15 protein-coding genes are annotated in these 14,631 nt (G+C 52.3%); 4 read left to right on the plus strand and 11 right to left on the minus strand.

Annotation, left to right across the window (positions count from 1 at the left end; genetic code table 11):
- Positions 1–16: 16 nt before the first annotated feature.
- The 4 genes from B9G79_RS11650 to B9G79_RS11665 are packed head-to-tail and all read right to left on the minus strand — an operon-like array spanning position 17 to position 3,776.
- The gene (locus B9G79_RS11650; RefSeq protein WP_232468608.1) at positions 17–1,273 is read right to left on the minus strand and encodes an MFS transporter; all 1,257 of its coding nucleotides are present in this window, start codon (positions 1,271–1,273) and stop codon (positions 17–19) included.
- Positions 1,242–2,081: an ABC transporter permease gene (locus tag B9G79_RS11655; RefSeq protein ID WP_088565653.1), complete on the minus strand. Its 840-nt coding sequence runs from the start codon at positions 2,079–2,081 to the stop codon at positions 1,242–1,244. Before B9G79_RS11655 ends, B9G79_RS11650 begins: the two co-directional genes overlap by 32 nt.
- Positions 2,068–2,901 carry an ABC transporter permease gene (locus tag B9G79_RS11660; RefSeq protein WP_088565654.1) on the minus strand — a complete coding sequence of 278 codons (834 nt, stop codon included), beginning with the start codon at positions 2,899–2,901 and terminating at the stop codon, positions 2,068–2,070. The genes B9G79_RS11655 and B9G79_RS11660 overlap by 14 nt, the downstream gene beginning before the upstream one ends.
- Positions 2,898–3,776: an ABC transporter ATP-binding protein gene (locus tag B9G79_RS11665; RefSeq protein ID WP_088565655.1), complete on the minus strand. Its 879-nt coding sequence runs from the start codon at positions 3,774–3,776 to the stop codon at positions 2,898–2,900. Before B9G79_RS11665 ends, B9G79_RS11660 begins: the two co-directional genes overlap by 4 nt.
- Positions 3,777–3,805: 29 nt before the next feature.
- Here B9G79_RS11665 and B9G79_RS11670 point away from each other — a divergent pair, with 29 nt between their 5' ends.
- Positions 3,806–4,852: a polyamine ABC transporter substrate-binding protein gene (locus B9G79_RS11670; protein WP_232468609.1), complete on the plus strand. Its 1,047-nt coding sequence runs from the start codon at positions 3,806–3,808 to the stop codon at positions 4,850–4,852.
- A 499-nt stretch (positions 4,853–5,351) separates the two neighbouring features.
- Here B9G79_RS11670 and B9G79_RS11675 read toward each other — a convergent pair whose 3' ends face one another.
- The 3 genes from B9G79_RS11675 to B9G79_RS11685 form a co-directional block, all read right to left on the minus strand.
- Positions 5,352–5,621: a hypothetical protein gene (locus tag B9G79_RS11675; RefSeq protein WP_088565657.1), complete on the minus strand. Its 270-nt coding sequence runs from the start codon at positions 5,619–5,621 to the stop codon at positions 5,352–5,354.
- A 121-nt stretch (positions 5,622–5,742) separates the two neighbouring features.
- Positions 5,743–6,543 carry an alpha/beta hydrolase gene (locus B9G79_RS11680; protein ID WP_088565658.1) on the minus strand — a complete coding sequence of 267 codons (801 nt, stop codon included), beginning with the start codon at positions 6,541–6,543 and terminating at the stop codon, positions 5,743–5,745.
- Positions 6,543–8,174, minus strand: coding sequence for an ABC-F family ATP-binding cassette domain-containing protein (locus B9G79_RS11685; protein WP_088565659.1), 1,632 nt, complete (start codon positions 8,172–8,174; stop codon positions 6,543–6,545). The genes B9G79_RS11680 and B9G79_RS11685 overlap by 1 nt, the downstream gene beginning before the upstream one ends.
- A gap of 213 nt (positions 8,175–8,387) precedes the next feature.
- On the opposite strand from B9G79_RS11685, the gene B9G79_RS11690 reads away from it, so the two are divergent.
- The 3 genes from B9G79_RS11690 to B9G79_RS11700 all read left to right on the plus strand — a co-directional run bounded on the left by B9G79_RS11690 (position 8,388) and on the right by B9G79_RS11700 (position 12,090).
- The gene (locus B9G79_RS11690; RefSeq protein ID WP_088565660.1) at positions 8,388–9,197 is read left to right on the plus strand and encodes a hypothetical protein; all 810 of its coding nucleotides are present in this window, start codon (positions 8,388–8,390) and stop codon (positions 9,195–9,197) included.
- Between the two features lie 139 nt (positions 9,198–9,336).
- Complete coding sequence (locus B9G79_RS11695) at positions 9,337–11,190, plus strand: DEAD/DEAH box helicase (protein WP_232468611.1); 1,854 nt, start codon at positions 9,337–9,339, stop codon at positions 11,188–11,190.
- A 138-nt stretch (positions 11,191–11,328) separates the two neighbouring features.
- Complete coding sequence (locus B9G79_RS11700) at positions 11,329–12,090, plus strand: hypothetical protein (RefSeq protein ID WP_232468613.1); 762 nt, start codon at positions 11,329–11,331, stop codon at positions 12,088–12,090.
- Here the strand turns inward: B9G79_RS11700 and B9G79_RS11705 are convergent.
- From B9G79_RS11705 to B9G79_RS11720, 4 genes are all read right to left on the minus strand, one after another.
- The gene (locus B9G79_RS11705) at positions 12,076–12,714 is read right to left on the minus strand and encodes a hypothetical protein (protein WP_088565662.1); all 639 of its coding nucleotides are present in this window, start codon (positions 12,712–12,714) and stop codon (positions 12,076–12,078) included. The genes B9G79_RS11700 and B9G79_RS11705 overlap by 15 nt on opposite strands.
- The gene (locus B9G79_RS11710) at positions 12,714–13,496 is read right to left on the minus strand and encodes a TIGR02147 family protein (protein ID WP_088565663.1); all 783 of its coding nucleotides are present in this window, start codon (positions 13,494–13,496) and stop codon (positions 12,714–12,716) included. The genes B9G79_RS11705 and B9G79_RS11710 overlap by 1 nt, the downstream gene beginning before the upstream one ends.
- Positions 13,497–13,587: 91 nt before the next feature.
- Positions 13,588–14,232, minus strand: coding sequence for a cytochrome b/b6 domain-containing protein (locus B9G79_RS11715; protein WP_088565664.1), 645 nt, complete (start codon positions 14,230–14,232; stop codon positions 13,588–13,590).
- Between the two features lie 17 nt (positions 14,233–14,249).
- On the minus strand, positions 14,250–14,615 hold the full coding sequence (locus B9G79_RS11720; protein ID WP_232468614.1) for an STAS domain-containing protein: 366 nt from the start codon (positions 14,613–14,615) through the stop codon (positions 14,250–14,252).
- Positions 14,616–14,631: the final 16 nt, after the last annotated feature.

A 14,631-nucleotide genomic window follows, 5' to 3' on the forward strand; every position in this document is an offset into this window, starting at 1 on the left:
GCCTCGGTAAAAAGGATTAGGCGTCGCGAGGCTCTTTCACCATGGCCAGCAGAACGCCGCCAGAAACGAATAGAACGAGCAACCCCACCATCCCCCAGCGCGAGCTTCCGCTGAGCATCGCCCCGGCCGCGACCACCAATGGCCCCAGAATCGAGGCAAAGCGGCCCACGAGGTTGAACAGACCAAAGTATTCGCCACTGGCCTCTTTCGGGATCATACGGCCAAACATAGAGCGACTGAGGGACTGCACCCCACCCTGCACCAGACCGATTACGGTCGCCAGCAAATAGAAATGCGTGGCGGTTTTCATCTGGGTGGCGGCTATCACAGTCACTCCGTACACTATGATACAAACCAGAATTGGCATCTTGGCGCCCCAGCGCTTGGTCAAAGTTCCGAAGAAATAAGCACAAGGGAAACCGATGAACTGCGTGATCAGCAAAGCGGCAATCAGATCCTTGGATTCAAAACCAATCGAAATTCCGTAATCCACCGCCATGGTCATCACGGTGTAGACCCCATCAATATAAAGCCAATAAGCCACCATGAACATAAACAGATTGCGCTCTTTCATCAGGGCCTTCAAAGTCCCTTTGAGTGTGCGCAAACTTTCCAGCGTCAAGGTCCCGATGCCTTTCACCGATCTTTCCGCATCAGGCTCTGGCACGTTCTTCATCAGTGGTAAAGAAAACGCCAGCCACCACACCGACACAATCATGAACGACAGCTTGGTCGCCACCGTAGCATCCGGAATACCAAAGCTTAACGGATAAAGGGCCATCAGCACATTCAGCAGCAGCAGGACGCCGCCGCCCAGATAGCCCAGCGAGTATCCCAACGACGAAGCAAAGTCCATGTACTTGAGCTCCGCCACGTAAGGAAGAAGCGAATCATAAAAAACACTGGCCGCATTAAAAGCCGCCAGTGTGATACCGTAGGCCCACAAAGCACTGACCCAGTCCCCTTGCGGAATGAACCCCATCCAGGCACAACCGACGACCCCAATTAAAGTAAAGACCATGCAAAAGAGCTTTTTATAGCCCTTCATGTCCGCGATAACGCCCAAAGTGGGACTTAGTAATGCAATTGCCAGACTTGAAACAGAAATGGTGACACCCAGACGGGCCGTGGTCACAACAGCGTCAGTGCCGACACTCCAATATTGCTTAAGAAAAACCGGAAAAAAGGCGGCCATGACCGTCGTGGCATAACCACTGTTGGCCCAGTCATAAAAGGCCCAGCTAAGGATTTTCTTTTTCTGATTTGGATTCATGCTTCCCCCGCGCTTCAAAGAAAACACGGAACGCGGAAGAACGGAAGAAGAAAATCAGCGCCAGCAAAGTCATAACAAACATCAGACTTGAAAGCGCATTGAGCTTGGGGCTGACCCCCAGTTTCATCGCCGTGTAAAGCTTGACTGGCAGCGTATCCTGCCCCACACCGTTCACGAAATAGGTGATCAGAAAATCGTCAAAGGACAGCAAGAAACTTAAAGCCCCGCCACCGATGATCGACGGCACCAACAGCGGCAACACCACCGAACGATAGGTCTGCCATTCGGTGGCGCCAAGATCACGGGCGGCATCCTCAAGGCTGCGATCCAGCGTTGCAAGCCTTGCCCCGACAGTCATCATCACATAGGAAATACTGAAGCTGACATGGGCAATCACGACGGTTGTCAGCCCCAGCTCAAACTGCAAAATAAAGAACAACGACAAAAGCGACAGCGCAAAAACAATCTCTGGAAACACCAGAGAAACCACGGACAGCCCCTCGACAGCCCAGCGCCAGCCTCCGGCAGAGCGGTACAATCCCACCGCCGCACTGGTGCCAATCACAGTCGAAAGAAGACTTGCAATCACGCCGACAAACACACTGTTTTTCAAGGCATCCATCAAAGCCTGATCATTCACGACTTCAGCAAACCAGCGCAGGGTCCAGTTCCAGGAATCCGGCGTCTTTTCAATCAACGCCCCCAGAATCATAACCAGAATCGGTGTGTGCAGCAAAAGCAGCGTCACCCACAAAACAATCTTCGCTAGTGGGGGCGCCTGAGGACGGCTTCGTTCAATTGCGGGCACGGCGCGCCTCCCACATTCTGAATACCAACGCCAACACCAGCAAAAGCACCATCATCAGCACAGACAAGGCAGCCCCGAAAGGCCAGTCACGGGCTTTCAAAAATTGCTCGGTGATCAGGTTTCCATAAAGCATGTTCTTGGCGCCGCCCAAAAGATCGGGAATCACGTATTCACCCAATGAAGGAATAAACACCAGCAAGGACCCCGCCCACAGAGCTTTTTTCAGATTCGGCAAAATCACCGTAAAAAGAATTTTCCAGACATCCGCCCCCAGATCCTGAGCGGCCTCCACCAAAGAAAAATCAAATTTTTCAAATGCCCCATACAGCGGCAAAACCATAAATGGCAGATAAGTTGTGATCATTCCGTAAAGCACCAGCCACTTGTTCTGGGTCAGGGCAAATGCATCAAAGGGAATTCCCAAGAACGTCAGCCCGGCCTGAAGCGGCCCCTCGGCCCCGACAAAAAGTCGGATGGCGTAAATACGAATCACCAGATTGGTCAGAAATGGCAGAACGATGGCCATCAGATAAAGCTGGCGCAAACGCGTGGAAGAGGTCGCCATGGCCCAGGACACAAGAACTCCCAACACCAGGCAAAACCCCGTCGTAACAAGAGCCAGCTTGAAACTCTCGGCAAAAATCCCCAGGTAAGTCGGCGAAAAAGCCCGCACATAGTTGGCCATGGTCCATGACCATTCGACGCCACCATAGGTTCCGCGGGTTGCAAAACTCACCACCCCGACAATAATCAGCGGCAGCAGCACAAAGACCACAAACCACAAACCCACCGGCAGAAGGAACAGATCTCTTAATTTCACTTTTCACGCTCGCCAAAGACCATGGCGCGACGAACGTAGGCTTCGATGCTCATCCCCAGACGGATCTGATCCGGCGGCACGTTGATTTTACCTTTGATAAGACTGCCATCGCCCAGACGAATGGTGGCCAGGTCCTCACTGACCTCGACAAGCTCGCCCCGCAGCAGACTGGTGGATTCCACAAACTGAGAAGCAAAGATGGTTTCCGGATTTTCGTAAATCTCGCGCGGAGAACTGACTTGCTCCAAAACTCCCCGGCTCATGATGCCGATACGGTCTGAAAGGGCCAAAGCCTCTTCCTGATCATGAGTCACACAAATAAAGGTCAGCCCCAGTTTTTGCTGCAAGGCACGCAGCTCCTTTTGCATGTGTTCACGCATGCGGTAATCCAGCGCCGACAAAGGCTCGTCCAGCAAAAGCACGCGGGGTTCGTTCACCAGGGCGCGCGCCACGGCCACACGTTGGGACTGCCCGCCGGACAATGTTTCAGGCTTGCGGTCCCGGAACTCGCCCATGTCCACCAAGGCCAGCACTTCAGCAACCTTGGCCTCGATCTGATCTTTACCCAAACCTTTCAGGCGCAGACCATAGGCAATGTTTTCCCCCACGCTCATGTGCGGGAAAAGAGCATAGCGCTGAAAGACCATGTTAAAGGGACGTTTTTGCGCAGGCAGATGATCCACGCGCTGACCATCCAGCAGAATCTGCCCTGAAGTGGCGCTTTCAAGACCGGCAATGATGCGAAGAAGTGTTGTCTTTCCACATCCACTGGGCCCCAAGAGGGAAAAAAACTCCCCTTCCCCAATGGAAAGATTGACTCCCTTCAGAGCCGTTTGACTGGAAAAACTCTTGCCGATATTCAGAAGTTCCAACATGCTTCTAACAATAAGAAGGAAATAAAAAAATGTCGAGAATATTGATGGCCGGCCTGGTTCTTTGTGGGCTGCTGGCGGGATGTACAAAGAAGTCTGCTGAAGTTTCTGAAGCCAAAGAAGTGAACCTGTCTATCTGGGGCAACTATATCTCCCCGGAATTGCAGGCGCAGTTTGAGAAAGAAACCGGCATCAAGATCAACATTTCCAACTATTCCTCGAATGAAGAATTGCTGGCCAAAGTGCAAATGGGATCGTCCGGCATCGACGTGGCCGTGCCTTCGGACTATATGGTCGAAGTCATGTCCAAGATGAATCTGCTGGAAGCACTGAAGCCGGACCAGATTTCAAACAAAACCCTGATTGATCCTCAGTTCCTGAAGCAGAACTACGACCCGGAAAACAAGTTCTCGCTGCCCTACATCTGGACGACAGCAGGCATCGCAGTGAACCGTGATCTTTACAAAGGCCCGATCAAAAGCTGGAAAGACCTTCTGGAAAATCCGCAACTGAAAGGCAAGTTCGCCCTTTTGGATGACGTGCGCGAAACCCTGGGCGCCGCCCTGAAAATGAACGGCTTCAGCGTGAACAGCACCAACCCGGAAGAAATAAAAAAAGCCAAAGACACTTTGTTAAAAGCAAAGAAGAACGTAAAGATGTTTGCCTCTGACACCATCGACATCCTGAACAACAAGGAAGTCGCTGCCGCTCAGACCTATTCCTCTGACGCCCTTCAGGCCGCCGACAAGTCCCCAGGAAAAATCGAATACATCATCCCGGAAGAAGGTGGAACATTCGCCATCGACAACCTGGTCATCATCAAAGGCGCCAAACACCCGGAGGCCGCCCACAAGCTGATCAACTTCCTGCTAAGTGAACAAGCCGAAATCAACCGCGTAAAGACAATCCTTGGCGGCCCCGTTCTAAAAAACACCAAAGCCTCGCTGACAAAAGAAATGCAAAACAACCGCGCCTTATTCCCGGACGAAGCCACTCTTAAAAAACTGGAACGAATCCAAGACCAAGGCGAAAAAAACAAACTCTTCGAAGACTCTTGGACAGAAATTAAAACTCACTGATTGTGGGTTTGTTCGTTGCCGGGTGGCGCGGGGTTTGGATGGGGTCTTGAGGGATCCCGCCTCCGCGGTACGCCATCCGGGCTCAATTGCCGCTCGTCCCCTTCGGGGCCGAGTTCGCGCCATCCAGGCGCCGGCAAAGACCGCTGCGTCGGGCTCCCTCAAGTCCCCATCCAAATTGCTCCAGTCGGAAATATCTAATAACTATCAATGTGTTCTTAACTGCGCAGGCACGCGACAATAGGTGCCAGTACGGTAGAAATTCGAAGTGCTTTGTTTTTGAGCGTAGGTGCACGACGATGTGACATAGAACCGACGTCTTTGTGATGGGATGTTCGGAAGTGGTTTCTTTTGCTTTATTCAACGCAGATTTGGCGGCTTGTTGCCGCAGGCTTGGCCGAAGGGGACGAACGACAATTGAGCCCGGATGGCGTCCCCCGTAGCGCCAAGGCTGCGGCAACAAGCCGCCAAATCCCCCGCGCTAGGAAGGAAGTAAAAGGAACTACTTCCGAACAGCTTCCTCTGCGATGACTTCGACCTGTTCGATGGCCGCATCGTTGTGGGCCCGCGAGTCTTCGCTTTGGAGTTCGGAGTACAGACAGGCGACTCCGATGACGGTCAGAATTAAACCCGTGCCTATATACAAGGTCACACTTCTTCTGCTTTGGTTAAAGAGGAAGTAACAAAGGCCGATCAAGATCAGGATCGGGCCCAACACTGCTGTCGAAGCAAGCATCTGCCTGAGCGCAAATGCGCCAAGCTCCGTATTCATAACCACCACCTACGTTCAATTATTTTGGTTATTTCGTATAACTTTTCGGCAGGACTTTAATAGAGCTAAAGGGGTTTAGAGTAAATTCCCCACCTGGGGGATAATTCGTAATGCTTGCGGCTCAAAGTGAAATCTGCTGCAGCCAAACATCCGGTTTCGAGACAATCGTGAGATGATTCAGGCCCTGCACCACACGGATGTTCGCTCCCGCTTCGGTGAAGAGCTGCTCCTGCCGCTGCGGGATGATGAGTTCATCCTGTTCACCCACGACCACGTGAACCGGCGGATGAAGCTTCTGAATATCTGCCATGATCTTATCTGACGGAGTCACTGCTGCCAGATAGGCCGCACTGTAAGTCAGCTTTTCCTGACCACTGACGAACTCAACAGGCAAGTTGACCTTAAAACCACCATTGCCGTCCGGTGAAATCCATCCGCCGAAATCGTCGTGGAAAACATGCAAACCGGGCGGCAGATACGGAGAGATCGCCAGAAATTGGGCGAACTGCCTGCGAATGTCCGACACCGCCACACGCAACACAAAACCGCCACCCAACGAGTGACCGGCCAATATCACGCGAGAAACCGCGCGAGTCATTTTGATATGAATGATTAATTCTTCAAGATCGATTTCGAATTGATGCTGTGAATGCGGATCGGCCGCTTTAAGACTGGCGCCGTGACCGCGCAGATCCGGGGTCACCACGGTACCAAGCCCGGCCTGGGCCATGGCGGTGGCCAGGACACACATGTACCGGCTGTCGCTCCCCACCCCGTGATACAGAACAATCAGGTTGTCCGACCAAGCGGGGTAAATACGGTAAGAAAGGACATCCCCCTGGCGAGTGCGAAAAGTTTCAAGCGGGGAAAGTTTTCCCAGCGGAATTTTGAAACTTTTCAGATCCAGGGTTTTGCCGGCCATTAAGCCATCTGCTCTTGTTGTTTTTTGTGCTGATAGTACTCGTAGTCGCCGTCATAGATGCGAATCTGATTCTTGTCGACTTCGAAGACTCTGGTGGTCACTTCGCGCAGGAAGTGACGGTCGTGCGATACGATCATCACAGTGCCCGGGAAGTTCTTGATCGCATCCAGCAGCAATTCGCGGGATTTGATATCCAGGTGATTCGTCGGCTCATCCAGAATCAGCAAATTCACCGGCTGCGCCAGGATGCAGGCCAGAACCACGCGGGACTTTTCGCCACCCGACAGGATCGAGATCTTTTTCTCGGCCTCTTCGCCCGAGAATTTGAAAGCACCCAAAAGACTTCGCACCGTGCCCATACCCGCATTCGGAATGCGCGAGTGAACCTCATCCACGATTGTCATCTTTGGATCCAGAACGTCCAAAGAATTTTGGGAGAAATACCCCAGAGTGATGGAAGCCCCCAAAGTCATTTTGCCTTCAGTGGCTTCGGCATGACCGGCAATGATTTTAAGCAGTGTGGATTTACCCGCACCGTTCACACCCACAACCGCAATACGGTCCAGACGTTTCACCAAAGCATTAGCCCCCGAGAAGACCAGTTTTTCCTTGCCGTCATCACGTGTCCAGATCTTGGAAAGGCCTTCCAGCTTCACCACCTCGTCCCCGCCCCGGGCAGGCACCGGCCATTCAAATTTGATTTCAGCTTCTTCGTCCGGGATTTCAATACGGTCGATCTTTTCAAGTTTCTTCACGCGGGACTGAACTTGCGCTGCGTGGGAAGCACGCGCCGCAAATCTGGCAATGAACTCTTCTTCCTTCGCCAGCATGTCCTCTTGACGTTTGGCTGCGGCAATAAGCTGTTCTTTGCGGATGTCGCGTTCTTTTTCATAGAAGTCATAGTTGCCACCATAGACCGTGATGGTTTTGTTGGCGATCTCAACGATCTTACCCACCAGACGGTTCATGAAATCACGATCGTGGCTTGTCATCAGAATCGCGCCCTTGAAGTTCACCAGCCACTCTTCCAGCCACACGATGGATTCAACGTCCAGGTGATTCGTCGGCTCATCCATCAACAAAACTTCCGGATTCAGCGCCAGGATTTTTGCCAAAGCGATACGCATTTTCCAACCGCCAGAGAAACTTTCGCAAGGACGGTGATAATCGTCCGGGCCGATACCAAGACCGGTCAGGATTTCAGCGGCACGGGATTCAAGGTCATAACCACCCAGGCGTTCAAATTCGCCCTGCAGTTCACCGTAGACTTCAAGAATCTTCATCATTTCATCCGGATCCAGATCCGGATCAGCAAGCTTGGCTTCACATTCCTGCATGCGCGCCTGCATGTCGCCGATGTTGCCAACAGCGGACTTTACTTCCTCAAGAGCGGACTTCCCTTTCATCTCTTCGATGTTCTGGGAGAAGTAACCGATCACAGTACGATCCGATTTGGAAATAGTGCCGCCGTCGATGCCCTCTTCGCCCATGATGATGCGGAAGATGGTGGTTTTACCGGCGCCGTTGGGGCCGACCAGACCGATTTTCTCTCCGGCATTGATCTGGAAAGATCCGTTGCGATAGAGGACTTTGTTACCCTGCTGCTTGGTGATGTTCGATAAATGAATCATAGGTCCTTCGTATAACTTTTTTTGCCTCTGAAGGCTTCAAAAAATTTCGGGAAAATCTGCCTTCTTTTTTAGCACCTCTCAGAGTGTACACAAAAAATCATAAATTCGCGATTTTTCTGGTCCAAATCCTTAAGAGATATCAAGCACTTCGCCAAATATAGACCCACCTCACATGGTCCCGACGTTGCTCTGGTAGAGCTGCGGGGGTTACACATGATCGCAACAAAGAACCACACTGCAGTTAAAAACAATACAATCGCTGCCGCCTTGATTTCACTCGTTGTTCTGTTCACAGGTTGTGCAAATTCCAGCCAATTTCCAGTCACCAGTCTGGATGATTCCAACCAAAGTGCAGGGGCCACAGATCCCGGCAGCACCGATCCCGGTGATGATACCAATACGGGCGTAACACCCACGCCAACGCCGACCCCAGAACCGGAACCCGGCTATAAGATGCAGGCCCTGGCCTGGGAAAGCACCAAGTACCCAGAGCGCACCGAATGGTCCAAATATCTGCAAGAGCTGATTTTGAACGAATGGAGCAGCCTGCTTCCTGGCGCTGACGATATCACCACCTTCTGCCCGAAATACAACACCCTGGACAACAACCAGCGGGCCAATGCCTGGGCCCAGCTTTTTGTCGCCATCGCAAAATATGAGAGCGCCTACAGTCCCGTTTCACGCATGCACGAAACCACTATGGGCACAGACCCTGTGACCGGCGGGAAGGTCTACTCTGAAGGGCTTCTGCAACTGTCCTATCAGGATGTCCAGTGGGCCCGCTACTGCAAGTTTGACTGGCAAAAGGATAAGAACCTGGCGCCTACCGACCCCAAGAAGACCATCCTGGATCCCTATATCAACCTGCACTGCGGAGTTGGCATTATGGCCGGCCAGATCAAGAGCAAAGGTCGTATTGTCGTAAGTTCAGGGGTGTATTGGGCCGTGATCAAATCCGGCGGAAAGTACCAACAAATCAATAACATCGCCGCTATCGTGAAGTCCCTTCCGTTGTGCAAATAGTTCATTATTCTGGGCGCCAAGATCGACTATCTTGGCGCATCTTTTTGAAGTGGGCTTGGATCTGCCGCAAGCAGTGCGGTATCAATGCACATATGGTGTTTTTTATTTGAGACCACTTCCAATACCTGAAAGGTCTCTAATGACTCCGTTAACAACCGTAGACAATTTTGAAAACTTTGGACTGAGTGCACCTGTGATGGCTGCGATGGCAGACATGGGCTTCACCACTCCAACTCCGATCCAGCGTCAGGCTTTGCCGATTCTGCTGGCTGGTGCCAATGACTTTATCGGTCTGGCTTCCACGGGTACCGGTAAAACCGCTGCCTTCGGGATTCCGCTGATTGAAAATATCGACAGCACCACCAAAGACACTCAGGCTCTTGTCCTGAGCCCAACGCGTGAGCTGGCTCTGCAAGTGGCAGAACAACTGACTTTGCTGGGTAAGAAAAAAGGCGTTCGCGTCGTCACCATCTACGGTGGCGCTTCTTACCGCACACAAATCGACGGCGTTAAACGTGGCGCACACATCGTGGTGGCAACTCCGGGCCGTCTGGTTGACTTCCTTGAACAGAAAATGATCAAACTTCAGAGCGTGAAAACTGTCGTTCTGGATGAAGCTGACGAAATGCTTTCCATGGGCTTTAAAGAAGCTCTGGAAACAATCCTTTCTGCAACTCAGCCGGAAGATTCAGACTCTGTTCGCGCGGCTTGCCGTACATGGTTGTTCTCTGCAACCATGTCTTCGGAAGTTCGTCGTTTGACTTCCACTTACCTTGAAAATCCTGAAACTGTCTCTGTGAACAAAGTGGGCGGCACGGCTGACACTATTGAGCAGATCTACTACACAGTTAAGAACTCCTACAAAACCGAAGTGATTGCCCGTCTGTTGCAAACCGCTCCGGAATTCTATGGCATCATCTTCTGCCAGACAAAAATGGAAGTCGCAGAGCTTGCTGACATTTTGACTCAGCGTGGATTCCCGGCAGACTCTCTGCACGGTGACAAATCCCAGCAGGAACGTGAAGCGACTTTGAAGAAGTTCAAACAGCGTCAGGTGAAAGTCATCGTGGCGACCGACGTTGCGGCCCGTGGTCTGGATATCAAAGATCTGACTCACGTGGTGAATCATTCTTTGCCTTGGGATACTGAATCCTATGTTCACCGTATCGGCCGTACCGGTCGTAACGGTCAAAAAGGCACCGCGATCACTTTGGTGAACCCGGAACAATTGACCCTTCTTCGCCGTGTGATGCAAAACACGAAAGCAGTTTTGACCAAAGGTGTGGTCCCATCTGCTGATGAAGTGGCTGGCCTTAAAATCAAAGACGTTATGGATAAAGTCAGCACCATGGACTCCGAATCAGTCCCATTGCAACTGGCGATGGACCTGATCCAGGATCTGATCCAGGCTGAAGACATCAACTTCAAGGATCTTTCCAAAGAAGAGCTTCTGGCTCGATTCATCGCAGCTTACTTCCCGAACGTGTTCGTGAAGAAAGATCTGATGCTGGATTACATGGGCGACCGTGTTCCGCGTGAGCTTCTGCCACGCGATCCAAACGACAACCGCTTCACCCGTGGTGCCCGTGGCGCCGATCGTCGCGATGACCGTGATGATTACCGTGCCCGCCGTCCATTCGGTGCCGGCCGTGGTGCCAGCGCCCCTGCGCGCGGTTTCCGCTCTGAAGGTGCTCGCGCTGAATTCAGCGGTGGCGAACAGCGTGCTGAAAGAACCGAAAGACCGGCTTTCCGCGACCGTCCGGAAAGAGCTGAACGCACAGAACGTCCTGAGCGCAGCGAACGTGCTGAACGCGCAGAGCGTTCCGAACGTTCCTTCCGCGCTTCCGCCAACAGCGACAGCCGTCCGGCCCGCGCTGAACGCAGCGAGCGCTCTGAGCGCCCACAACGCGCTGAAAACGACCGTCCTGAGCGTCGTGGTGACCATCCAGGCATCAAGCGCTTCCGCGCTCCGAAACGCCAGTACCGCGATTAATTCATCCGTCTCATAGTGAGACAGCGCAGAATTGTCACGACAGTGTGATGATTCTGAACAAGAGCAGACTCTAAGAGTCTGCTCTTTTCGTTTTAAGACTCCGGCATCATGCTTGCTTTGCAATGTTTCGGAGACATTATGAGACAATTCTTAACGGCACTAATCATATTTGCGCTGGGACTGCCGACATTTGCGGAAACCCGCAAAGTGCACCGCTCTGACGGAGCCCGGGGCATTTGCCTGGGTTGCGAAGACCGTGGCGACAAGTCCGTGGATCAGATCCGCGCCCTTCGTTCGGCGGTGGGTGGTGATCAATCCTATAAAGACATTTACAAATACAACTACAACAAACAGAAGGACCGCAAGGTCGCAGAAGTCTGCAGCAGCATGGTCACCAATACAGGCTACGGACCCTGGGGCCGGCATATTCTGAACATCCTGAATGAGCGCGAGTATCCGAACCTCTTTGACGGCACACCGGATCTTGTCAGTCTTTGCCCGGCCTATCCCCAGTTGGGACCGGAAGAAAAGAAGGTGGTCTTTGTCGCCATTATGAATGTCATGGTCCTGGGGGAAAGCACCTGCGGAGCCGGCCCGCACACGGCCAAGGGTCCCAACGGAACCGCCGTGGGCATCTTACAGCTTCATCGTGGTAAAGAAGCCTCTTATGAAAGCGAAGGACGACATGGACACGGCCCCGAAATCGGCTGCAAAAACGGTGACGGCGAAAAGCCGGAAAGCTCTCTGAAATGCGGCTTGCATTTGCTGGATATGCAGTTTGCTGCCAAAGGCGAATTGCTCAGTCGTTCCTCCCACTGGGAGGTTCTAAGACCCCAAGGCCGCAAACAAAAACACAAGTGGACCAAAAAAATCGTCAGTGAACTTTCAATCTGTAAATAACAAAATCTTACGCCACTGATGCCGGAACTCACGATCCTGTATCAGTTGGCTGTAGGAACGATCCGAAAACAACACCCCGACAAACTCTCGCACTGGCAAACTGACCCTGCTCACCGACCGCGCATCAAAGTGATGATAAAGCATTTCATGCACTGTCAGCGCCGCCTGCTGATCGAGCGACAGGATATTCCACAAAGGGCGATGAATGAAAATCTGATTCTTTTTTCGCACGGCCAATTGAACCAGTTTTGCGGGATCCACCGCAGGAAGCTTTTCCAAATCCGTCGTCAGTTCAAGTTCACTGCGGGTGAACTCCCAGCGTAAATCATTCAAAGACATCATCAGCAGCAAATGCAGCTCCGGAGAAAACCGCGCGATGTCCGCCATTTTCTGCGCGATCAGCCCCACCGGAAAGTCGCTGGGAAGATTTACGCGCAGGTCCCAGTAGGTTTTTTCAGAATAAGATCCGCCAAAGAAAGGCAGCTCAACGCCCGCTTCAAAAAGATCCAGCAGCACCACTCCCCGGTCCGTCAGCACACCCTTGCCACCATTGCTTTCGCGATAGGCCTGAGCAGAACCACTTAACAGCGTCAAAGAAATGACAAGCATCATCAGTGCCTTCACTACTCCTCCTTGTTCAGTGGATACAACGACAAACTGAGCTGAAACACCTGATCTTTGGTTTCGCTTTCAGAAAGAAAAAGCCCCAGCTTGCGCCGAAACGCCTTGATCATCTGTTTGGCCTCGTGCAGTTTGCGGGAATCCGTGGCCACCACAATGGAGGACTGATCCCGGTGCCCCAGCGACAGATCCTGCAGCGCCTGCACAGAACGAAGCAGCACCGCTTTCTGAAAACGGCGATGGGCTTCTGTCGCAGCCACATCACTTAAGATGTCCGTCGTGAATCCCTCGGAAGTGTCGACCCACGTGCCATCACTTTCGATACGCAACAATCCCACCGCCTGCAGTCGGTCCACACATTCCTGTGCCTGATCAGAGGATATCCCCATCACCAGAGCCACCCACTGAACGTCCGGCTGAAAGCTTTTCAGCTTCAGCAGTTCCAGTATGTGATAGTGCCGGGGATCGGAGATGATTTTAAAGGTCTCCAAAGGAATCTTCTGCAGCCTGACGACGTTGTTTTTCGCTCGGCGGGTGTGACGCCGGTATTTCTTCAATTCTGCTTTTTTGAAATTTTCAATGGCCTGATCACTCAGATGAATCTTGCGCCCGATGGCTTCCACCAGTTCAGGATGGATCGGTCGCTTGCCGAGCAGAATTTTGGACAGGCGGGAGTCATCAATCCCGATATAGCGGGCATAGGCCCTCTGGGAAAAATGACGGTCATTGGCGCGTTTTTCTTTGTAGTGATCTTTCAGGACATCGACAAAGTTTTTAGTGCTCATGCACCGATCAGATCAGGCACTGAACAACAAGGCAATCGCGGTGCGGCCGCGAAATCTTAAGTGTTTGCAACCCGCACCTTAAAGGCCCGCACTATTCCTTGCGGCCTCCGTGAATCATGTCCGAAACCAACCCTTGATCGTGGCGATTTTCCGCGACAACAATTCCCACAATATGCCCAACAACAAATGCGACAAAGAACCACATCATCAGTTCGTGAATTTCTTTGACGGGATTCAGGGCTTCTTTACTGATCCCCAGCTCGGTTTTGAAATAGAGCAAAAGACCGGAAGCCACCATAAAGACCGTGACCAGATAAAACAGCGCATAACCGGTTTTAACGAGTGTATAATGAACGGCATTGGCTTTCTGTCCTGCGGGAACCTTTGGCAGATTCCAGGCGCTTTGAGCCGCATGCGTGGCCGGGCATTTTTTAACGGCAAAGATCCCCACCAGAACCCGCACCAGCAGCAAGCCCCCTAACGTGAAGCCCAGCACATAGTGCCAGTCCCACATGGGAGTCCGAATACTGACTGCAATATCCTTGGCCAGCTCTGGAGTGATCGTGGTTCCGGCTTCCTGAAGTTTGTTTTCGATCAGCGCGGAATTGGTGCGCCAGCTTAAAAAGGTTTTACGCAAAAAAGCTGTTCCCAGCAGTCCCAAAATTGCCAGGGCATTCAGCCAGTGCCAGACGCGCAGACTTAGAGGTTGGTATTTTTTAAAACTGTAGTTGTTCATGCCGCCAACTTAGCACATCAACCCACGCGGCTGAAGGACAAAAGAGCGGACTTTAAGTCATCTGCAACTTCCAACCCCCGGATGACTCCCATACGCACCAGTCGTTCGCGCAGATTTTCGCGCAGAGAACACAGGCGGATTTCCGCCGGCTTCAGACGGATCTCCCTTTGCACCTGAGCCAGCCACGGTATGGCGTCGGCACTGATGGAATCCACATCCTGAAAATACAGCACCACACAACTGACCTCGCGCTTGGCGAGAAGTTCCTGACGGCAGGCCTCCAGGGCCGGCAACACCGGGGTGTTGATCTCGCCCGAGAAACTCACCACCAGCATTTTGTTTTTCTGGTTGAAACTATACTGAAACGACTTCTGATCTTCCAACGTACAACTCCTAGAA

The organism is Bdellovibrio bacteriovorus (assembly GCF_002208115.1).
Lineage (GTDB): Bacteria > Bdellovibrionota > Bdellovibrionia > Bdellovibrionales > Bdellovibrionaceae > Bdellovibrio > Bdellovibrio bacteriovorus_C.